The sequence below is a fragment of the Paraburkholderia kururiensis JCM 10599 = LMG 19447 genome (assembly GCF_003986935.1).
Taxonomy (GTDB): Bacteria; Pseudomonadota; Gammaproteobacteria; order Burkholderiales; family Burkholderiaceae; genus Paraburkholderia; species Paraburkholderia kururiensis.
In genome coordinates, this window is sequence record NZ_RJZE01000037.1 from 14965 (window position 1) to 34480 (window position 19516).

The following is a 19516-nucleotide window of genomic DNA, read 5'->3' on the forward strand; positions in this document are numbered from 1 at the left end:
ATGCTCGTGGTGTGCGACGTTGTCGCGAGAGATGTGTAGAGCGATCGCGAACGCGTCTTCGCGTGCCGCACAGGCAAGATCGGCATGGGCATCGCCCGCTAACCAGACATCGTTCCTCAACGTCCAGATACGACAAAGCCCACGGCCGATACAGCCGCGGGCCCTTCTTCCATCCGCGAAAGCAGCGCTATCGCCTGTTGCCGCCGGGTCCGACGCAGCGATCGCTCAACGAACCACTGCCCTCAGCGCCTCTTCCGTCAGCCACAACGATTCCTCGAGATCCTGCTCGTTCAGATTGAGTCCGTCGCCGCCGCGATCCACGACGATGAAATCGCTCACCTCACCGAGCGCGATCAGCGGATGGTGCCAGACGCCCTTCGCGTAGTTCACGCCCTGCCAGCCGCTCGTCACGAAGGCGCGAATACCCTGCGGATCCAGCACGCCCGCCGGCGCCACGACGACGAGATACGGCCGGTCATTGAGCGGCACGAACGCCTGCGAGCCGAGCGGATGACGCTCCAGCATCGTCACCTCGAAGGGCAACTGGCGCGGCTGGCCGCGAAAGAGATTGACGAGCGGGCGACCGCCCTCGTCCGCCACGTCGATCTTCGCGAGGTCGTGATAGCGGATCGTGGTGCCCAGGTTGATGGGAACCTGCTTCGCGCCCTCGAGTTCGATCACGTCGCCGAAGGGCGCGAACGCGGCGCGCGTGAGCGGCTCGATCGCGAGTGTCTTCATCGTTGCTGTACTCATGCCAGCGTGCCCCAGAGGCGCAGACGCGAAACGCCGCCGTCCGGAATGATGTTGAAGCGCACGTGCGTGACGGGGACGGGGCCGAGCGCCGCCAGCTCCGCTTCGAAATAGTGCTGCGCGTCCATCTGCAATTTCTGTTCGTCGAGCAGCACCGGCCAGAACATGGCCTGGGTGACAAGCGAGCTGTCGGTGCCGCCCGTCACGCGCGCGGCCTGGATCGAGCAGCGGTCCGGATAGTTGCCCTTGAAGTGCGCCGTATCCACTTCGACCTTGCGGATCACGCCGGGCTGCGCGAGCGCGATGATGGTCCAGTCGTTGCCCGGTTCGCGGCGGCGGCGTGTTTCCCAGCCGTCGCCCATGTTCACGCCGCGGCCCGGCATCAAAAGGTTCGAGGCGGCGCCGAAATGCTGATTGTTCGCGGCCACCACGTAGGCACCGTTTTCCATCGCGGCGAGGTCGAACAGTTCGCTGCGGCTCGCGCCCGCCCAGTCCACCTGCGGCTGTCCATACACGCGCAGCCGCGCAATGCCGCCGTCGGGATAGATGTTGACGCGCAGGTGCGTGAAAGCGCCCGTGTTCGTCACGTCGACGTAGTGGTGGCTGTTGCCCTGAAGGGTGGTGGACGGCACGATCTCGGTCCATTGCGTGGCGGCGCCGGGCGCCCCGTCGGCCACACAAGCGGCCTCGATGGAAGCCGCGGGTGGGAAGTTGCCGGTGAAGTGGCTCGTATCGATGTCGAGGCCCTTGATGACGCCCGGCCGCGCGAGCTTCACGATGCACCAGTCGTAGCCTGCCGTGCGCTTTCGGCGCGTCTCCCAGCCGTCCATCCACTTGCCGTGCTCGTCGTACTTGCCCGGAATGAAGACGGCCGGCTCGGGATTCAGCATGCGGTCCTTCGGCGCGAAGAAGTCGTCGCTGGCCTCCAGCGCCGCCGCGCCCAGCCGCGGGTCTGCGAGATTGACGTAGCGGCGCGTGAAGTCGGGCGCGTTGGGATCGAGAGTCGGGAGTGCCATCGTTGTCTTCCTTGGGTGTGTCTGTGTCGGGAAATGCCGTCTGTGACGACGGTCGGATGTGTGTGGTGTCAGGCGCGCGACGCCGGCTCGTCGATGAGTTCGTCGAGCCTGAAGCGCGCAATGCGATAGATCTGGTCGAGGCTCGCGCGCAGTTCGTCGGCGCGGCTGTTGTTCACGCGCGCTTCGAAGCTCGCGATGATGCCGTGCCGGTCGTAGCCGCGCACGGCCAGGATGAACGGGAAGCCGAATTTTTCGCGGTAGGTGCGGTTCAATTGCTGAAGCCGGTCGAACTCTTCCTGCGTGCATTGGTTGAGTCCGGCGCCGCTCTGCTCGCGCGTGGATTCGGCCGTCAGTTCGCCGCGCACCGCGGCCTTGCCCGCCAGCTCCGGGTGTGCGTTGACGAGCGCGAGTTGCTTCGCCTCGCCCGCCGCTTCCACGGCCTTCGACATCGCGCGGTGCAGCGCCTCGATGCTCGCGAAGGGTCGCTCGCCCGCTACGGCCTCGGGCACCCACGGCGAATGCTCGAAGATGCCCGAGAGCGCGGTGACGAACGCGCGGACAGGCAACGCATTGATCTGGTCGAGGGTATGGCGCATGGCCTTCATGCCGCGGCTCCGCGGCCCGTCTGCGCATACGGATGCCGTTCGCGCCAGTGGCGCGCGATGTCGACGCGGCGCGTCACCCACACGCGGTCGTGCTGCTCGATGTGATCGAGAAAGCGCTGCAACGCGCGAAAGCGCCCCGGACGACCGAGCAGCCGGCAGTGCATGCCTACCGACAGCATCTTCGGCGCTTCGTCGCCCTCTTCGTAGAGCACGTCGAAGGCATCTCGCAGGTAGGTGAAGAAATGGTCGGCGGTGTTGAAGCCCTGCGGCGTGGCGAAGCGCATGTCGTTGGTATCGAGCGTGTACGGCACGATGAGTTGCGGCACTTTCGTGCCGTCCGTCACCTCCACCTCCATCCAGAACGGCAGGTCGTCGCCGTAGTAATCGGAGTCGTAGAGAAAGCCGCCGTATTCGGCAACGAGCCGGTGCGTGTTCGGGCTGTCGCGCCCGGTGTACCAGCCGAGCGGTTGTACGCCCGTGACGCGCTCGATGGCCTGCATGCCGAGCCGCATGTGTTCCGCTTCGCGCTCGGGCGCCATGTCCTGATAGTGAATCCAGCGATAGCCGTGACACGCAATCTCGTGGCCCAGCTCGACGAACGCCTTCGCGACCTCGGGGTTGCGCTCCATCGCCATGCCCACGCCGAACACCGTGAGCGGCAAGCCGCGCTTTTCGAACTCGCGCAGAATGCGCCACACGCCGGCGCGCGAGCCGTATTCGTAGATCGACTCCATGCTCATGTGGCGCGACGGATACGCTGCTGCGCCCACAATCTCGGAAAGAAACTGCTCGGATGCCGGGTCGCCGTGCAGCACGCAGTTCTCGCCGCCCTCTTCGTAGTTCAGTACGAACTGCACCGCAACGCGCGCGCGGCTGGGCCAGTCGGCCTGCACGGGATAACGGCCATAGCCGGCCAGATCGCGGGGATAGTGAGAGTCGAGTGTCATGATGGAAGGCAAGTGTCGAAACGGAAGAAGGCGGTGCCCGGCGGGACGTGATGCCTATGCGGGGCCCGTGCGATGCGTGGATATCGGCCGCCTTCAGGACCGGACCAGTGTAGCGAAAACAATCCGGAGCGCCCATACAGCGGGCGAGATAGTGCCCGTCAGCAGCGATGTATGTGCAGTGCGCAAAAACCGGCGTGGCCTGGGCGTGTGCTCGGTCTGCCTCTGCCATGCATCGCATCGCGCTCTCGCGCTGTGCTCGCGGCGTGCATCACGTACGTTCGTTGCGCGCCATCGTCAGCCTCTCACGGCCACCGCCATGCCCCGCCGCTGCCAGCCGCGCTGTCAGCCCAACTGTCAGCCGAACCGTCAGCCGAACCGGTACGCCGTCTTCGGGGCCTCCATGTCGGGCAAGCCGTCGCCGCCGGGGCTGAAGCGTTCGAGTTCGCCGTCGTAACGCTTCGGAAGCGGCCGCGCAAAGTCGCCGCGCTTGGCCGTGGCGAGCCGCAACGCGACGAGCGCTTCGGCCCATTTCACCGCGGCCGTTACGCCTTCCACCACCGGCACGCCCACAGCGTCTTCCACGTAGGCGCACAACTCGGCCATGCCGGCACAACCGAGCACGATGGACTCGGCGCCGTCTTCGTCGATTGCGCGGCGGCATTCGTCCACGATCAACTCGCGTGCCGCCGAGCCGGGACGGTCCAGATCGAGCACGGCGACGTCGGTTGCGCGCACGTTGCGGCAAAAGCGCCGCATGCCGTAGCGCTCGGCCAGATGCCAGGCCATCGAACGCGTGCGCGCCAGCGTCGTCACCACGGAAAAGCCTGGTGCCAGCACGCTCGCCGCGTGCATCGCGGCCTCGGCAATGCCGATCACCGGACCACGCGCCAGTTCGCGCGCGGCATACAGGCCTGGGTCGCCAAAGCAGGCGATCACGTAGGCGTCGAAGCCCTCGCGTTCGCCTGCGGCCACCTCGGCGAGCAGGCCTGGCGTGGCCATGGCCTCGTCGTAATAGCCTTCGATGGAAGGCGGCCCCATGGTCGGACTTACCGCCACGACCTCGGTGCCCGCCGCGGCGACCTCGCGCGCGCAGCGGCCCATCGCATCGGTCATGCGCTGTGTGGTGTTCGGATTAATGAGCTTGATGCGCATGGTGACTCCCAAGGTTGAACGATCAGCGTGCGGCCGCCAGCGCCCGATAGAAAACCGCGCCGAGCGCCGCGCCGATGAACCACGAAAAATTCGCGAGGTTATCGAGATGCGGCACGAGCACGCAGGCCACCGCAATCAGCGCCGCGGGCAGCAGCGCGGCCACCGCCCGGTAGTTGACGCCATTGCGATACCAGTACGCGCCGGTGGGCGACACGGTGTAGAGATCGCCCGTTTCGATCTTCTGGCGCTTGACGAGATAGAAGTCCGTCACGAGCACGCCATAGAGCGGCCCGATGAAGCTGCCCAGCACGTCGAGCGTGTAGTGGATCACGGCCGGGTTGTTGAAGAGATTCCACGGCGTGATGAAGACGGAGGCCACCGCCGCCAGCATGCCGCCCGCGCGCCAACTGATGAGACGCGGCGCGACGTTCGAGAAGTCGAATGCCGGCGAGACGAAGTTCGCGACGATGTTGATGCCGATGGTGGCGATGGTGAAGGTCAACGCGCCCAGCACCACGGCCGTGGGCTGATCGATGCGGCCTACTGTTTCGACGGGGTCGGTGATCAGTTGGCCGAACACGGGCAGCGTGGCCGACGTGGTCACCACCGTCACGAGCGAGAACGCGAGGAAGTTGACGGGCAGCCCCCAGAAGTTGCCGCGCTTCACGCTGCGAAAGCTCCTGCCGTAGCGCGAGAAGTCGCCGAAGTTCAGCATCGGCCCCGAGAAATACGACACCACGAGCGAGATGGCCGTCACCATGACGGGCAGCACCTCCATGCCGTGATACTTCACGCCGCCCAGGTTGATGCCGATGTTGTTCCAGCCCGCGCGCCACACCATGTAGCCCGCGAGCACGAACATCACCACGTAGACGGCGGGGCCGGCGAAGTCGATGAACTTCTTGATGGTCTCCATGCCGTTCCAGAACACCAGCGCCTGCAAGACCCAGAGCGTCATGAAGCCTGCCCAGCCGAGCGCGGAAAGACCTGCGAAGCCATGCCGATGCACGTCGGCATACGGCATCAGTTGCGGGAAGAACTTGAGCACGACGATGACGAGCGCGCTCGACGCGAGATAGGTCTGGATGCCGTACCACGCCACCGCGATGAGCCCGCGGATCACCGCCGGAATGTTCGCCCCGAGCACGCCGAACGTCGCGCGGCAGGCCACGGGATACGGTACGCCATGCATCTGGCTGGGCCGTGCGATGAGGTTGCACAGCACGTTCACGATGCCGATGCCCACGAGCAGCGCAATCAGCACCTGCCAGCTCGTGAGGCCGAGCGCGAAGAGGCTGCCCGCGAACACATAGCCGCCCACGCTGTGCACGTCCGACATCCAGAACGCGAAGATGTTGTAAGCGCCCCAGGTCTGGTGACGCAATGGCGCGAGGTCGTGGTTGTAGAGACGCTCGCTGTAGCCTGCGGGCACCAATACGTCGCCCTCGCCTGCGTCGGACGCCGTGGCGTCGTCGTACGCGGATGTTGCCGGCGCGCTTTGCGCCGCACTGAACTGAGCCATGACTCCTCCTCCGTGAGATGGAAACGCCGGTCGCTCTGCTACTCGCCTTGTGTCATGCCTTGCATGACGTCTTGCGTCATCGGCGGGCAGGCGGCGTTGTGCTGCATCCCTCATGCCAGTTGCCGGCGGGTTGCCGGCGGGCTGCCAGATGAGCGCCAGCGGAACGGCATGGGGCGCCACGGTGGTCTGCGTACTTTCCGTACGGCGTTTGTGTCGACGCGGCGAGACCGTGGCGCTCGCCTCGACGTTGGTACTGGCCGGGATTCGTTTCAGTGCGCGGCGCACCACGTGCAGGCACGCCGGCGCCAACGGTGAAGCCTGCGGCGGTGTGTCCTCTCGTGCAGGCGCCGTTATGGTTGGTATCTTAGGATGGACATAAAGATTGTCAACAATTTTTGGGTGGGGTTTTCGAGGAGATGGCCTGGCATGGTTTGGCCGCAGCGAGCGGGAATCAGTACCGTTTCCTGGCTTGATCACCACAAGACAGGTCCCATGCGCGGTGCGTGATGGTTCCGTGGAGCGCGCCGCTTCGACCCGACGTCCTCAGATGCCCCTATTTTTTGTCAACAAAATCGAAGCCGGTTGTGCCCAGCGGGCCGACAAGCCAGGCAACATGGGCGCAGTGGTGGCAGTTCACCTCCGGCGAAGGCCGGCGCCCGTCTCTGCGTCATTCAGACTCAGTTCTCGTCCCTGACCGGGCCGGATAATGATGTTTTGCGTTATCGCGATGGAATCGCCCGGAGAACACGCATGGCCAAGGTATTTCCGCTGCACCCGCTGCATCCGGAGCGAATCTGCTGGGGCTGCGATCACTACTGCCAGGCGAGCGACATGCGTTGTGGCAACGGACAAAGCCGCACCCAGCATCCGGCCGAATTGCTCGGCGACGACTGGTACGAACACGGCGATTGGGGACTCGATGTAAGCCCCGGCGACAAGTGCGTGAAATCCAGCAGCGGCAGTACCACGAACCAGGCGCGTAATCCTGCGCCGGACGTACCGCGGTAAATCCACCCCGCAGCCGCCCGCGCGAGACGGCTTGGCTTCGTTGTCGCGCCGAACCTGAAAAAAGCGACCTGAAAAAAAGCGGGCCCTCCTGAACCGGGCCCGCTCCGCCTGCGCTTCTCCGGGGTGCGCCGCCCCCCCGCCGCCCCTCTTATCCCAGGTGCGGATAACCGCTCACCGCCAGCCTGAACCCCTCGGCATCGGCATCGAGCCTCGCCGTTGCGCCCACGGGCAGTGTGACCATGTCGGCGATGTGGCCGAACGGCAAGCCCGTCATAACCGGAATGCGCACCACGGCACGCACCTGCTCGATCATGGCCGCAAGGTCGTAGCCATTGTCGTAGTCGAATGCTTTGCCGCCCGAGAAATCGCCCAGCACGAGCGCCTGCTGGCGCGCCAGGATGCCCGCCAGGTGCAGCTGATAGATCATCCGTTCGACGCGAAACGGCTGCTCGTTGACGTCTTCCAGAAACAGAATGCCGCCTTCCACGGGCGGCATGTACGGCGTGCCCACCAGCGACGACATCACCGCCAGGTTGCCGCCCCACAGTGTGCCTGTGACGCTCGCAGACTGCACCTGCGGCGCCGCGACTTCGAGCGTGAAAGACGGCTTCGACAGCGCCTGCCAGAAGTGCTCCATCGTGAACGGGCTCAGTTCTTCGGCGCCGAAGTCGCTCGCGAGCATCGGGCCGCCGAATGTGACCAGCCCGGCGCGCGCGAGCAGCGCAAGCTGAATCGCCGTGAAATCGCTATGACCGACGAGCGCGACCGGCTGGCCGCGCAGCCGCCGCTGCAAGCCTTCGTAGTCGAGCCCGTGCAGGATGCGCACCGCGCCATAACCACCGCGCACGGCGAGCACGATGTCGGGCAGCGGCTGCGAGGTGTCGGCAAGGCGGTTCAGTTCCGCGGCCCGTTCGCCGTCGGTGCCCGCGAAGCGCTGATAGCGCCGCGCGAGCGCCTCCATTCCCTCTACGCGATGCCCCTGCGCGCGCAGCCGCTCGATGGCCCGCGTAATAGCGTCGGGGTCGTGCGGGTAGCCCGAGGGGGCGATCAGCGAAATGGTGCGGGCCTGAGCGGTCATGGCTGTCATGGCAGGAAGCAGTCCGATCTTCGTCGTGGTTCAGGAGGGCAAATCGGTGCGGGACGCCTGAGCGGCGCCCGCCGCCCGCGCCTCGCGGCTTGCGCGCCGCCGCTCGGCAAAGAACGTGCGCAGCGCTTCGCCACATGCGTGCCCGAGCACTCCGCCCGTCACCGTGGTGTGGTGGTTGAGCTGCGTATTCGCAAAGGCATCGACGACGCTGCCGCACGCGCCCGTCTTCGGGTCCCGTGCGCCGAAGACCACGCGCGCGATCCGCGCGTGCATGATGGCGCCGGCGCACATCAGACACGGCTCCAGCGTCACGTACAGTTCGCAGCCCGGCAGGCGGTAGTTCCGTTGCGATTCGGCGGCGGCCCGCAGCGCGACCATTTCCGCGTGCGCGGAGGGATCGTGCGTGCCGATGGGATGGTTGAAGCCTGTCGCGATCACTTCGTCGCCGCGAACCAGCACGGCGCCGACCGGCACCTCGCCGGCCGCCCGCGCTTCTTCGGCAGCGGCGAGCGCGAGCGTCATGAAGTGAAGATCGCGTTCGGAGACAGGCTCGGGATTGCCCGTGAAAGGATTCGTGGGCGTGGATGGCGCCGGTTCATCCGGCGTGTTGCTTGCACCGGCGCACGCACCGGCGCACGCACCGGCACATGCGCGAGGCGTATTCGAAGAAGCGCACGCGCCGAGCCCCTCTGACGTATCGGCCGAGCGGGACGCGTCGGGCACGACGCTCACAGCGGTCTCGCTTCCAGGGTCTCGCCGCCGTCGCGGCGGTCTTCAAGCGCACGGTCGGCGCACGCCTGTTCCGTGCTCGCGGCATCGCCGTCTGCCACGACGCGCTCGGACAGCCGCTCGGCAATGCGCCGGCAATACTCGCGCGGCAGGACCATGGGGCCGCCGCGCAGCGATTCGAGCGCCATGTCCAGAGCCAGCATTCTCGCCTCAAACTGGCACCGCGCGGCGCGATCGCTCACCGCGTCCAGTTCGTCGCGCAGATCGCGCAGTGCGCGCAGCTGTTCGACGGCGGGCGGAACAAAACCGGCGTTCTTGAGAATGCGGTTCGCGACACGCACTTCCTCGGGCACGAGCAGGTCGTCGTCGAACGCCTGCGGCTGGCCGGTTCCCGGCAAATCGTCGAACTCGCCGCGCGCGGCTGCGGCGGCAATACGTTGTTCGACGAGAGCATCAAGCAATTTCATCTGCGATCCACGGCGTTGCGGCCCGGGCATTTTATCAGGGTGTTCACAAAACATTCACGGCGCATGGCGGCTGTTCGTCGAAGGTTCCTTCGGCTCGCCGGCACACCCGCCGGCACGGCCGCTCGGGCCGAGTCCTTACTGCGCGAGCCTCCACCGGCCCAGCACCACATGCCGGCGCTGGCCGATCAGGCTGTGCACGAGCAGAAACTCGCTCACCGTCCAGGCAATGGGCGGTTCAACAGGGAAGTCGCTCGCGCCGTCGTCGCCGCGCGCGAGCGTCAGGTGAGGCGTATAACCGGACGCCGATCCGACCCGAAAACCCACGTCCCTGAGCGCGGCGCCCAGCGCCTCATGCAGCAAGGCGCACCCGATCACGCCCTCGCCGCCCGTCAGCACGAACGGATGCCGCGGCTGCTCCGGCGAGAAGCGGGTCGCCGCGTCGAACGAGACGTTGAACTGCCGCATCGACACCGCGGTGGCGGCGGCACTCGCACGCGCGACGACGTCGTTCGGCACGCCCGCGTAGACGCCCAGCTCATGCAAGGTGACGTGCAGCAGCGGCACGGGAACCGGCACGCCCGCAAGCCCGCGCTGCCCGTGCCCAGTGAATAGCCGCTGCACCAGCGCAGCAACGCGCGCGGCGGCCTGCGCGTCGGGACGTAGCAGGAACAGCAGGCGGTCCGTGGGGGCCGGCATGGGCGCCTCGAAACCGGGCAAGGCGAACTGCCCCGGCATCGGCGAGCGCGAGCCCAGCGACCGGGCGCGGGCCGGCGGGCGGCGCACCGTCATGCCGACACCGACACCGGGACCGAAACCGGTACCGAAGCCGGCGGCGTCGCCGGCGCGGCGATCAACGCGCGGATGCGTTCGGCGTCGTCGGGCGTGGCGGGGTTGTAGACCATCATCGTGAGATCGGGATGGCCGTCCACGGCGAACGACGAGAACTCGAGCGAGAGCAGACCGGCCACGGGATGCCGCAGTTGCTTCGAGCCCTCGCCGTGCGTGCGCACGTCTTTCTCGCGCCACATGGCCACGAATTCGGGGCTCGATGCGCTCAACTCGGCGACCAGCGCCTCGACGTTCGCGCTTTTGTTGGCATTTGCGCCCGCCCGGCAGACGCCCGCGCGAAACGTCGCAAGAAGAAAGCGCGCCACGCCCTCCCAGTCGAGTTGCGCTTCGCGCACCCGCGGGTTGCCGAAGAAGAGCCGCAAGACGTTGCGCTGGTGGGCCGCAAGCGACGCGTAATCCGTCAGCACCGATGCCGCCGCGCGATTCCACGCGACGATGTCCCACGTCGGCGTCTTGACGACGGCCGGGCTGAGTTCGAACGCATCGAGTACGCGCTGCAGCCGCGGCGTCACGCCGCTTGCTTCGTAGCGCACCGCGGGTGGGCGGCCCTGGGCCAGCAAAAACAGGTGTTCGCGCTCCACCGGCGTGAGCAGCAGCGCGCTGGCGAGGCGCTCGAGCACCTCCGCGGAGGGCGCGCCGCCGCGCCCCTGCTCCAGCCACGTGTACCAGGTCGCACTGACGTTGGCACGCAGCGCGACTTCCTCGCGGCGCAAGCCGGGCGTGCGGCGGCGAGTGCCTGAAAAGCCCAGCGCCGCAGGGTCGAGCCGTGCGCGGCGGTCCTTCAGGTAGTCGCCCAGCAGATTGGGGGGTGCGTTTTGCGTGCTCATGCTGTTAGTCCGTATACCTGTAAAACGCCACGACTTCACCACGTGACGCGAACGCGCGAGAGTGCCTGCGTACCCCAACCAGGAGAATTGGCTATGCGCGTGTTTGTTACCGGCGCGACCGGATTTGTCGGCTCCGCTATTGTGCGGGAATTGCGGGATGCGGGACACGACGTGCTCGGGCTTGCCCGTTCGGAGGCCGGCGCGGCGTCGCTCGTCGCGGCCGGCGCCCAGGTCCACCGCGGCTCGCTGGAAGATCTGGACGCTCTGCGCCGTGGCGCGGCGGCCGCAGACGGCGTCATTCATACGGCGTTCAACCACGATTTCTCGCGGTTTGTCGAAAACTGCGAGCTGGACCGCCGCGCCATCGAGGCGATCGGCGACGCGCTCGCGGGCTCGAACCGGCCGCTCCTCGTCACCTCCGGTCTCGCGATGCTTGCACACGGCCGCGCCGCCACCGAGGACGACGTGCCGCCGCCCCGCTCCGAAAACTACCCGCGCGTGTCCGAAGCCACCGCGAGTGCGTTCGTGGCGCGCGGCGTTCGCGCCTCGGCGGTCCGTCTGGCGCCTTCCACGCACGGCGCGGGCGACCACGGGTTCGTGCCGCGCCTCATCGCGATCGCACGCGAAAAAGGCATCTCAGCCTACGTGGGCGAAGGGCTCAACCGCTGGGCCGCGACGCACCGCTTCGACGCCGCGCGGGTGTTCCGGCTCGCGCTGGAACGCGGCGCCGCAGACGGCCCGTTTCACGCCGTCGCCGAGGAAGGCGTGCGGTTCAAGGACATCGCAGAAGTGATCGGACGGCGGCTCGGGATACCGGTTGTTTCGCTGTCGCCGGCAGAAGCCGCTGAGCATTTCGGCTGGTTCGGGCGGTTTGCGGGCGCGGACATGTTGGCGTCGAGCGAACGCACGCGCAGCGTGCTGGACTGGACGCCGACCCAGCCGGGGCTGATCGACGATATGGAAGCGACGTACTTCGGCTAGGGGCGCAGGCCCTTACCCTTAACGCAGGCCCTTAACGCAGGGCCTTAACGCAGCTTAGCGCACCTTAGCGCAGGCCCTTAGCACAGCCCCTTAACTCACGGCATGGCGCCTGCACTAGCGGTCAGCGCCGGGTTCCCGGCGCCCCGCTCGCAAGCCGCCGCGCCTCAAAAAACAAACCGGGCCGGGCATCGAACCCGGCCCGGCCCCAACCCCACCACCACCGAGCTTCGCTCAAGCTTCGTCCAGTTGCCCCTCGATGCCTTCGAGCGCCCGTTCGCGCTCTTTCGTGAGGCCGCCGATAGGCGGTCCGCTGAAGCTCTTGCGCACGCCGCCCACGTACCAGATGGCGAGCAGCACCACGAGCAGCGCGACCATCACGTAGATCACCTTTTCATTGGGCGGCTGGATGCCGACATACGCGAGCACGAGTGCACCGAACACGGCGGCCACGGCGAACGGTTTCGAGAGCCAGCCCAGCTGGAACGGGCCTTTTTCGGTCCACGTGCGGCCTTCGGCCAGGATGCCCGCCGCTGTCGGCATCGCATACGAGACGAACAGGAACACCGCACTGCCGGCGCTCAGCACCGTGAACGCGTCGCCGTACAGCGTGACGAGAATCGCGAGCGCGGCCGACACCCAGATCGCCGTGCCCGGCGTGCGATGCGCGGCGTTCACCTTGCGCAGCCACTTCGAGCCGGGCAGGCCGCCGTCGCGGGCGAACGCGAACATCATCCGCGGAGTCGAGGTCACCGCGGCCAGACCGCAGACGTAGTTGATGAAGAACATCAGCAGTTCGATCACGATGCGCAGCGGCCCCGGAATCGGCGCAAGGATGGCCTGGAAGAAGCCGGTGCCCTGCTTCACCGCGGCGCCAATGTCGGGCATCACGAGAACGAACGCACAGACCATCACGTAGCCGAACGTGGTGGACCAGAACACCGACCCGATGATGCCGCGCGGCACGTTGCGCGCGGCTTCGTGCGTTTCTTCGGAGGTGTGCGCGGAGGCGTCGAAACCCGTGATCGTGTACGCCGTGAGCAACAGGCCCGAAAGGAACGCGAGCGCCATCGTCTGCTTCGGCCAGGCGCCACCGTCCACGCCGGTGAAGTTGGTGAAGGTGTAGAGGCGCGACAGGTCCACCTTCACCGGCGAAAACGCCAGCAGCGAAATCACCAGCACCACCGTCACGACGAAGATCAGGTATCCCGACAAATCGGTGATGCGGCTCGTGATGCGGATGCCGCGATGATTGAGAAACGCCTGCGAAGCCGTGATGACGGTAAGAAAGATCGTCTGCGACCACCAGCCGAGCGAATCCGGATTCACGCCGAACATGGGTGCGATCAGCGTGCGGAAGAACGGATCGTAGGTGCCGTAGTTGATGGCGGCGACCACGAACACGAGGCCGAGCAGATTGAGCCACGCGGTGAGCCAGCCCCACGTCTTGCCGCCGAGAATCGAACTCCAGTGGTAGAGGCCGCCCGCCGTGGGGAACGACGATGCGATCTGCGCCATGGCCGCGGCCACGACGAGCGCGAACACCGAACCGAGCGGCCAGCCGAGCCCGATCGATGCGCCGCCCGCCGCCGACAATCCCATCTGGAACGACGTAATGCCGCCCGACAGAATGCAGATCAGCGAAAACGAGACCGCGAAATTGGAGAACGCGCCCATGCGGCGCGACAGCTCCTGCGCGTAGCCCATCTTGTGCAGGAGCCTGACGTCGTTGTCGACCGGCTCAGCCGGTTGCACGGCCGGGTTGATATCCATGATCGATCCTTTGTTCGAGATTTGGGGCAGTGCAACTGCAATGGGAACAGCCTTGAATTGATGCTTCTTCGTTGCCGCTGATGCTTCGTTGCCGCGCGAACGGTCGAGACCGTTCAGGCCGCGGTAAAACAGTTGTCGACGTAGAGGTGCGCGCCGTTGATGAATGACGCGTCGTCACTCGCGAGGAAGAGCGCGGCCTGCGCAACCTCCTCCGGCGCGCAGAGCCGCCCCTGCTGCACCGAGAGCGCGGCCTCGCTTGCGTCGAAGCCGTATTTCGTGAGCGCACTCATTTCGCGGCGGCCGTGCGGCGTGTCGATGAAGCCCGGGTTGACCGCGTTGCAGCGTATGCCGCGATCCCGATACTCGACTGCAATGGCCCGCGCGAACATCGCGCAGGCGCCTTTCGTCGTGCAGTACAGCACTTCGAGCGGCGTGGCCGCGACCGACGAAATCGACGCCGTGCAGACGATCGAACCGCCGCCGTTCACGAGCATGTGCGGCAGCACCGCGCGCGTCATCATGAACATGCTCTTCACGTTGACGTCCATGAGCCAGTCGTAGTCGTCGTCGGTGGTGTCGAGGAACGGCTTCACCACGATGCTGCCCGCGTGGTTGAACAGCACGTCGATGCGGCCGAAGCGCCGCGCGATGCCGGCCACCGCCGCGTCCACGGCAGCGCGCTTTGCGACGTCCGCTGTGAACAGTTCGGCCACACCGCCCGCGGCCCGGATCTGCGCGACCACCTCTTCGCCCGCATCGGCATTGATGTCGACAAGCGCGACCTGGGCGCCCTCGCGGGCAAAGAGCCGCGACGCCGCGCCACCCGCGCCCGTCGCCCCGCCCGAAACGATGGCGATCTTGCCCGCCAGCCTGCCCGGGCGCATTGCAGCGCCCTCCGTGTGTTCGCCTGCCGCTACGCTCATGCAATGCCTCCTGTTGCTCCATTGGGTTCCGTTGGGCACAACGCTGGGGTCACGATAAGCAGCCCAAATCGTAGCCACTATCCAAAATTGGCAAAAAAAACATTGCGGCCCGGGCCTGTGGCCGAGGCGTGACGGACCGGCGCCGTGCGGCGCGACACGGGTGCGTAACGCTACCCATAACGCCACCCGTAACGCCACGCATCCGGCGTTTCACCCATACAGCGCGCATTTTTTTCACTTACACTGGGCCGGCCGGATACCTGTCGCCGCCCGCTTCCGGGGTCGGCGCCAGTTTCCCTGCGGTCCTCGTAGTGCCCCGCAGCTTCCCTACCCGCGCCGGAGAACGCCATGCAGACGTGCGCCTCGACCCGCGCCACCGTCGACATCCGCCGCTGCCGCAACGTCGACGAACAGGCGCTGCTGCTCGACGCCTGGAACCAGACCTACTGCCAGATCTCGCGCGGACCGTTCGACGGCTCCGTGAGTTCGTTCGTCGCGGGCGGCGTGCGCGTGCTCGTCGAGCGCCTGAACCGCACGGTGTATCAGCGCGGGGCGGTCGCACCGGGGCGCATCGCGATCGGCGTGCCGTTCCAGCTGGAAGGACACGCGCTGCTGTGCGGCCAGCCGAGTCACCGCGACGGCCTGCACGTGTTCTCGGGCGACGGCGGCTTCGAGTTCCTCTCGCCGGACCGGCATGTGGTCGTGAATCTGGAGATCGAGCCGAACGCGATGGCGAGCCTCCTCGCACGCGAACAGATCGGGGCGCTCAAGGCGCGACTCGGCACGCATGCCACGGTGCTGAACATCGATCCCCTGCACTTGCAGACGTATCGCGCCACGCTGAAGACGATGCTCGATGCGATCACCGCGCAGCCCGCGCTGCTGGACGACGCGGGCGCGGTGGATTCGTTCGAGCGGCACGCCATCTTCGGGCTCGCCGAGATGCTCGCGGCAACACCGGACGACGCCCCCGCGCGAAGCGCTTCTCCCGCCGCGGCGCGAATCTCCCGGCACTGGCAGCTGGTGCGCGCGGTGCGCAACGTGGTGGAGGAATCGCCGGACTGCCCGTTGTCCGTCGCGGAACTCTGCGCGCGCTTTCACGCGAGCCGCCGCACGCTGCAATACGCGTTCGAGGAAACGCTGGGCGTGAATCCCTCCGCCTATATTCGCGCGGTGCGCCTCGGACGCGTGCGGCGCGAGCTGCGCGGCGCGCGATCCGTGACCGAGGTCGCAACGCGCTGGGGCTTCTGGCACTTCGGGAATTTTTCGGGCGAGTATCGCGAGCAGTTCGGCGAATTGCCGTCGGAGACGTTCAGGCGGGAGAACCGGTGCTGACGGCGTGGCGCCTACAACCGGCGAGGCGCTTCGACACGGCTTCTGAACGCGATACCGACGCAGACCGTCAGCCTTGTTCGAACGCGACGGCTCAGGGCGCAATCCAGCTGTGAATCCAACGGTCGCCCTGACGCACATAGCGCGCCCGCAGCGGGCGATCCGCTGAAAGATCGAGCCAATCCAGACGCGCGGGGCGAACCTCGACGACGCAGAAATGCTTGAGGCCCTCGTCGGGCCCCGGAACACCGTGTGCATCGTGGGCCGTGCCGAGCGCATCGTCTGCGTGGCTCATGGGCGTTCCGGGCGCGAGCCGCGTCCGGTAGGCGACCAGGTCGTGGTCGGGACTGGCGCGCCACGCATCGAGTTGCGCTTGCCCGTCGCGAACGATCCGGGTTTCGCCGAACACCCGGATCTGCCGGCTCTGAACGGGATCCACGCCGACGAGCGCGATGCGCGGCTCCCGGCTCAGTTCGGCAATCTTCGGCGAGCGCAGGTCCGTATGGAACGTGAGCACGTTCTTCTGCTCACTCACGCCCCGAAGCAGCACGGTACGCACATTCGGGGAACCGTCGAGGCCGATCGTCGCGGCCTGCATCACCTTGAACGGCAGATCTTCTTCGCGTACAGCGGCAGCGAGGTCATCCCAGATTCGGGCGTAAATCTGTTCGAGCGTCATCGGGCGGGCTCCTGGCGGGGTCCTGGCGGGGTCCTGGCGGGGTCCTGACAGACCGGCCCCGGCGTTCACGCAGAACCGGGCGTCAGAAAGAGAAAGCACACCGGATGCCCGCGAAGTTCTGCCTGCCCCGCTGCGGCTTTGGCAGACAGGCTCCAAGGCTCGGCTCAGAACGTTGGCTGTCTCGCAACACAAACCCTCCGCCCGCATCAAGCCGCCGCACGACGCCCGAGCATAGCCATCGCGACGAACCCCGCCGCGCCCGCGACGAGCGCCGCCGCCGCGACCCCCAGCGCCGGCGTGAACGATCCGAAGCGCGCGGTCAGCGGCGCTGCGACGAGCGGCCCGAGAATCTGCCCGACGCCGTACGACGCGGTCGCATAGCCCATCAGCCCGGTCGCACGCGCGCCGTGCAGGCGCCGGGCATCGCGCATGGCGAACAGCGTGATCGCGGTAAACGGCAGTCCGAGCAAGGCGCTGCCCACCGAGAAGCCCGCCGCGTTCGGCCACACGATGCCGGCCGCGATGCCGAGTGCCTGCGTCGCGCAGCCGGCGGCAAGCAGCAGCCGGTTGTCCCAGTGCGCGGGCAGCCGCGCGGCGGCAAGCGCGCCGACGATCAGCGCCGCGCCGAACATGGGCCAGAACAGGTCGGGCCACGGCGAGCCGGCCGGCAGGGCGGCGCGCGCGATCACGGGCAGGAACGTCGCCGTGATGATGTAGCCGAAGCCCGGCATTCCGTACAACACGACCAGCCCGATCGCATCGGCGCGATGGCGCCGCGCGTCCTCGGAGAGCGCGGCGGGCGCGGCGGCAGTGGCCACCGCATGCGGCGTTGCGGCGGACGACTGCACGGCTGCGACATGCGGCGTTGCGGTGAACGCAGACGTGCCCGCGACATTCGGCTTTGCCCCGAACGCAGGCGTGCCCGCGACATTCGGCGTTGCACCGAACGCAGGCGAGCCCGCCGCAGGCGCGCTCCCGAACGTGCGCCAGATCGCGATCGACAGCACGGCCGACAGCGCGGCAAATCCCAGCCAGCCCGGCGCTGCGCGATGGCCGTCCAGTGCGCGGCCGATCAACCCCGTCAGCACGATGCCGACACCCGGCCCCGCATAGATGACGCCGCCCCATTCGGGCGCGTGCAGTTCGGCAAGGCGCCGCAGTCCCCATTGCGACACGAACACGAAGGTCCACGCGCTGACCACGCCCGCAACGAAGCGCACCACGAGCCACACCGCCAGCAGATGCCCGACGCCCATCGCGGCGGTAAGCAGAACCGTCGCGGCGAGCCCGAAGCGAATCATCCGTGCGGGCGCCATGCGCAGCGCCGCACAACTGACCGCCCCCGCGAAATAGCCCGCGTAGTTCGCCGACGCGAGCCAACTGCCGGCCTTCAGGCCGACAGACCCGTCGGCCAGCATCAGCGGCAGCAGCGGCGTGAACGCAAAGCGCCCGACACCGAGCGCCACTGCGAGCCCGACCATGCAGGCGAGCGCGGCGGCGCCGGCGCGGCGGTCGGTCTCGTCGGCGGAAAGCGCGCGGGCGGCGGCGGGCGGAGCTTCGGAACGGGCCATGGTGCGAGCGGCCGCGCGGGAGGCGCCGGCCGGAACGGAGAGGGGAACGCGTCGATCGTAGCTTGACCCGGCATTCTCGGAAAATGAATAATCGAGAATCCATCCATCGCATGGAGAGAACAATGGATCTGGCGGCACTGGCAATTTTCCGGGCGGTCGTGCGCGAGAACGGGGTGACGCGTGCCGCGGCGAAACTCAACCGCGTGCAGTCGAACGTGACGACGCGCATCAAGCAACTCGAGGAGGACCTGGGCGCGGCGCTCTTCGTGCGCGACGGGCGCCGGCTCGTGCTGACGCCCGCCGGCCACACGCTGCTGCCGTATGCGGAGCGTCTGCTCGCACTCGCCGACGAAGCGCGCGACGCCGTGCGCGAAGACACGCCGCGCGGGCGGCTGCGGCTCGGCACGATGGAAAGCACGGCCGCAAGCCGCCTGCCGGCCGTGCTCGCGCGCTATCACCACGCGTGGCCGGAGGTGTCGCTCGAACTCGTGACCGGCACGACCGGCTGGCTGGTCGACAAGGTGCGCGACTTCGAGATCGACGCCGCGCTGTTCGCGCGGCCGCCCGCGCCGGACACGCTGCCCGATACGTTCGAGACGGTGCCGATCTTCCGCGAGAACCTCGTGCTGCTCACGCCGCGCGGCCATCCGCCGGTTCGCACGCCGCGCGACGTGATCCCGTCGACGCTGATCGCGTTCGAGCGCGGCTGCACGTACCGCAAATACGTCGAGCAATGGTATGCGGCGCATGGGATGAAGCCCGCGCGCGTGCTGGAACTCGGCTCGTACCACGCGATCGTCGCGTGCGTCGCGGCCGGTGCGGGGATCGCGGTGGCACCGCGCTCGGTGCTCGATCTTCAGCCGGAGACGGAGAACGTCGCGCAGCACGCGATTGCCGGGTTCGGCGAGATCGATACGCTGCTCGCGTGGCGGCAAGGGTATGCGTCGTCCGCGCTTGCCGCGCTGCGCGACGCACTCGCCGAGGCCGCACGGCAACCGGATGGCGCCGCGAAGCCGGCCGCTGCTGTGCCGGCGTGAGGTGTTCGCGCATGAGGGCGCCGGTGCGCTGGCGTCTGCTCCGGCAGTCGCTCCTCTGGTGGCTCTCTCAGTGGTTCTCCTGATGGCGCCCTCGGTCGCTCCCCTGCCTTGCCGATCCCCCCAATACCCTCGCGAGTGCGCTCAACGACGGCGCCGTTGGACCACCGCCCTCGCTCGCTCCCAGCAGCAGCCGGAACAAGCGATTCGATGCGCCGTGTGTCAGTGCCACGGGAACGCCACGAATGGCCACGATGGCCCGCGCCT

19 protein-coding genes are annotated in these 19516 nt (G+C 67.4%); 4 read left to right on the top strand and 15 right to left on the bottom strand.

Features of this window, described 5'->3' with window-relative positions; genetic code table 11:
• Positions 1–225: 225 nt before the first annotated feature.
• The 6 genes from PKKP23_RS30990 to PKKP23_RS31015 all read right to left on the bottom strand — a co-directional run bounded on the left by PKKP23_RS30990 (position 226) and on the right by PKKP23_RS31015 (position 5992).
• Positions 226–738, bottom strand: a complete 513-nt coding sequence (locus PKKP23_RS30990; RefSeq protein ID WP_126879725.1) for an ureidoglycolate lyase — start codon at positions 736–738, stop codon at positions 226–228.
• Positions 739–749: 11 nt separating this feature from the next.
• Complete coding sequence (gene alc / locus PKKP23_RS30995; RefSeq protein ID WP_126879710.1) at positions 750–1766, bottom strand: allantoicase; 1017 nt, start codon at positions 1764–1766, stop codon at positions 750–752.
• A gap of 68 nt (positions 1767–1834) precedes the next feature.
• On the bottom strand, positions 1835–2371 hold the full coding sequence (gene uraD / locus PKKP23_RS31000; protein ID WP_126879711.1) for a 2-oxo-4-hydroxy-4-carboxy-5-ureidoimidazoline decarboxylase: 537 nt from the start codon (positions 2369–2371) through the stop codon (positions 1835–1837).
• Entirely contained in the window at positions 2368–3318 is a 951-nt protein-coding gene (gene puuE, locus PKKP23_RS31005) for an allantoinase PuuE (protein WP_126879712.1), read from the bottom strand. The genes uraD and puuE overlap by 4 nt, the downstream gene beginning before the upstream one ends.
• A 366-nt stretch (positions 3319–3684) precedes the next feature.
• Positions 3685–4470: an aspartate/glutamate racemase family protein gene (locus PKKP23_RS31010; protein ID WP_017777669.1), complete on the bottom strand. Its 786-nt coding sequence runs from the start codon at positions 4468–4470 to the stop codon at positions 3685–3687.
• Between the two features lie 22 nt (positions 4471–4492).
• Complete coding sequence (locus tag PKKP23_RS31015; protein ID WP_126879713.1) at positions 4493–5992, bottom strand: NCS1 family nucleobase:cation symporter-1; 1500 nt, start codon at positions 5990–5992, stop codon at positions 4493–4495.
• A 750-nt stretch (positions 5993–6742) separates the two neighbouring features.
• On the opposite strand from PKKP23_RS31015, the gene PKKP23_RS31020 reads away from it, so the two are divergent.
• Positions 6743–7000 carry a DUF3079 domain-containing protein gene (locus PKKP23_RS31020; RefSeq protein ID WP_126879714.1) on the top strand — a complete coding sequence of 86 codons (258 nt, stop codon included), beginning with the start codon at positions 6743–6745 and terminating at the stop codon, positions 6998–7000.
• 148 nt (positions 7001–7148) lie between these two features.
• Here PKKP23_RS31020 and ldcA read toward each other — a convergent pair whose 3' ends face one another.
• The 5 genes from ldcA to PKKP23_RS31045 form a co-directional block, all read right to left on the bottom strand.
• Positions 7149–8078: a muramoyltetrapeptide carboxypeptidase gene (gene ldcA, locus PKKP23_RS31025; RefSeq protein ID WP_017777666.1), complete on the bottom strand. Its 930-nt coding sequence runs from the start codon at positions 8076–8078 to the stop codon at positions 7149–7151.
• Between the two features lie 39 nt (positions 8079–8117).
• Positions 8118–8819: a tRNA adenosine(34) deaminase TadA gene (gene tadA, locus PKKP23_RS31030; RefSeq protein ID WP_126879715.1), complete on the bottom strand. Its 702-nt coding sequence runs from the start codon at positions 8817–8819 to the stop codon at positions 8118–8120.
• A complete protein-coding gene (locus PKKP23_RS31035; protein WP_126879716.1) occupies positions 8816–9283 on the bottom strand; it encodes a DnaJ family domain-containing protein in 468 nt (155 codons plus the stop codon). The genes tadA and PKKP23_RS31035 overlap by 4 nt, the downstream gene beginning before the upstream one ends.
• A gap of 135 nt (positions 9284–9418) precedes the next feature.
• Complete coding sequence (locus tag PKKP23_RS31040; protein WP_240659213.1) at positions 9419–10072, bottom strand: 2'-5' RNA ligase family protein; 654 nt, start codon at positions 10070–10072, stop codon at positions 9419–9421.
• Entirely contained in the window at positions 10069–10959 is an 891-nt protein-coding gene (locus PKKP23_RS31045) for a helix-turn-helix transcriptional regulator (RefSeq protein ID WP_126879717.1), read from the bottom strand. Before PKKP23_RS31045 ends, PKKP23_RS31040 begins: the two co-directional genes overlap by 4 nt.
• 93 nt (positions 10960–11052) lie before the next feature.
• Between PKKP23_RS31045 and PKKP23_RS31050 the strand changes: the two genes are divergently transcribed.
• The gene (locus PKKP23_RS31050; RefSeq protein ID WP_126879718.1) at positions 11053–11940 is read left to right on the top strand and encodes an SDR family oxidoreductase; all 888 of its coding nucleotides are present in this window, start codon (positions 11053–11055) and stop codon (positions 11938–11940) included.
• Positions 11941–12171: 231 nt separating this feature from the next.
• Here PKKP23_RS31050 and PKKP23_RS31055 read toward each other — a convergent pair whose 3' ends face one another.
• Together PKKP23_RS31055 and PKKP23_RS31060 are read right to left on the bottom strand one after the other, a co-directional pair.
• Positions 12172–13710 (bottom strand): amino acid permease, encoded by a 1539-nt coding sequence (locus PKKP23_RS31055; protein WP_126879719.1) that lies wholly within the window; start codon positions 13708–13710, stop codon positions 12172–12174.
• A 113-nt stretch (positions 13711–13823) separates the two neighbouring features.
• Positions 13824–14633 (bottom strand): SDR family NAD(P)-dependent oxidoreductase, encoded by an 810-nt coding sequence (locus PKKP23_RS31060; protein WP_017777659.1) that lies wholly within the window; start codon positions 14631–14633, stop codon positions 13824–13826.
• Between the two features lie 348 nt (positions 14634–14981).
• Here PKKP23_RS31060 and PKKP23_RS31065 point away from each other — a divergent pair, with 348 nt between their 5' ends.
• The gene (locus PKKP23_RS31065) at positions 14982–15968 is read left to right on the top strand and encodes a helix-turn-helix domain-containing protein (protein WP_126879720.1); all 987 of its coding nucleotides are present in this window, start codon (positions 14982–14984) and stop codon (positions 15966–15968) included.
• Positions 15969–16059: 91 nt separating this feature from the next.
• On the opposite strand, the gene PKKP23_RS31070 is transcribed toward PKKP23_RS31065, so the two are convergent.
• A complete protein-coding gene (locus tag PKKP23_RS31070) occupies positions 16060–16644 on the bottom strand; it encodes a pyridoxamine 5'-phosphate oxidase family protein (protein WP_126879721.1) in 585 nt (194 codons plus the stop codon).
• A gap of 206 nt (positions 16645–16850) precedes the next feature.
• Positions 16851–18215: a YbfB/YjiJ family MFS transporter gene (locus PKKP23_RS31075; RefSeq protein ID WP_126879722.1), complete on the bottom strand. Its 1365-nt coding sequence runs from the start codon at positions 18213–18215 to the stop codon at positions 16851–16853.
• A 122-nt stretch (positions 18216–18337) separates the two neighbouring features.
• Between PKKP23_RS31075 and PKKP23_RS31080 the strand changes: the two genes are divergently transcribed.
• Positions 18338–19252 (top strand): LysR family transcriptional regulator, encoded by a 915-nt coding sequence (locus PKKP23_RS31080; RefSeq protein WP_126879723.1) that lies wholly within the window; start codon positions 18338–18340, stop codon positions 19250–19252.
• Positions 19253–19516 lie beyond the last annotated feature (264 nt).

Excerpts from the sequence above, each read along its gene's own strand:
- PKKP23_RS30990 (WP_126879725.1), bottom strand. The coding sequence starts at position 738 with ATGAAGACACTCGCGATCGAGCCGCTCACGCGCGCCGCGTTCGCGCCC.
- alc (WP_126879710.1), bottom strand. The coding sequence starts at position 1,766 with ATGGCACTCCCGACTCTCGATCCCAACGCGCCCGACTTCACGCGCCGC.
- uraD (WP_126879711.1), bottom strand. The coding sequence starts at position 2,371 with ATGAAGGCCATGCGCCATACCCTCGACCAGATCAATGCGTTGCCTGTC.
- puuE (WP_126879712.1), bottom strand. The coding sequence starts at position 3,318 with ATGACACTCGACTCTCACTATCCCCGCGATCTGGCCGGCTATGGCCGT.
- PKKP23_RS31010 (WP_017777669.1), bottom strand. The coding sequence starts at position 4,470 with ATGCGCATCAAGCTCATTAATCCGAACACCACACAGCGCATGACCGAT.
- PKKP23_RS31015 (WP_126879713.1), bottom strand. The coding sequence starts at position 5,992 with ATGGCTCAGTTCAGTGCGGCGCAAAGCGCGCCGGCAACATCCGCGTAC.
- PKKP23_RS31020 (WP_126879714.1), top strand. The coding sequence starts at position 6,743 with ATGGCCAAGGTATTTCCGCTGCACCCGCTGCATCCGGAGCGAATCTGC.
- ldcA (WP_017777666.1), bottom strand. The coding sequence starts at position 8,078 with ATGACCGCTCAGGCCCGCACCATTTCGCTGATCGCCCCCTCGGGCTAC.
- PKKP23_RS31035 (WP_126879716.1), bottom strand. The coding sequence starts at position 9,283 with ATGAAATTGCTTGATGCTCTCGTCGAACAACGTATTGCCGCCGCAGCC.
- PKKP23_RS31040 (WP_240659213.1), bottom strand. The coding sequence starts at position 10,072 with ATGACGGTGCGCCGCCCGCCGGCCCGCGCCCGGTCGCTGGGCTCGCGC.
- PKKP23_RS31045 (WP_126879717.1), bottom strand. The coding sequence starts at position 10,959 with ATGAGCACGCAAAACGCACCCCCCAATCTGCTGGGCGACTACCTGAAG.
- PKKP23_RS31050 (WP_126879718.1), top strand. The coding sequence starts at position 11,053 with ATGCGCGTGTTTGTTACCGGCGCGACCGGATTTGTCGGCTCCGCTATT.
- PKKP23_RS31055 (WP_126879719.1), bottom strand. The coding sequence starts at position 13,710 with ATGGATATCAACCCGGCCGTGCAACCGGCTGAGCCGGTCGACAACGAC.
- PKKP23_RS31060 (WP_017777659.1), bottom strand. The coding sequence starts at position 14,633 with ATGAGCGTAGCGGCAGGCGAACACACGGAGGGCGCTGCAATGCGCCCG.
- PKKP23_RS31065 (WP_126879720.1), top strand. The coding sequence starts at position 14,982 with ATGCAGACGTGCGCCTCGACCCGCGCCACCGTCGACATCCGCCGCTGC.
- PKKP23_RS31070 (WP_126879721.1), bottom strand. The coding sequence starts at position 16,644 with ATGACGCTCGAACAGATTTACGCCCGAATCTGGGATGACCTCGCTGCC.
- PKKP23_RS31075 (WP_126879722.1), bottom strand. The coding sequence starts at position 18,215 with ATGGCCCGTTCCGAAGCTCCGCCCGCCGCCGCCCGCGCGCTTTCCGCC.
- PKKP23_RS31080 (WP_126879723.1), top strand. The coding sequence starts at position 18,338 with ATGGATCTGGCGGCACTGGCAATTTTCCGGGCGGTCGTGCGCGAGAAC.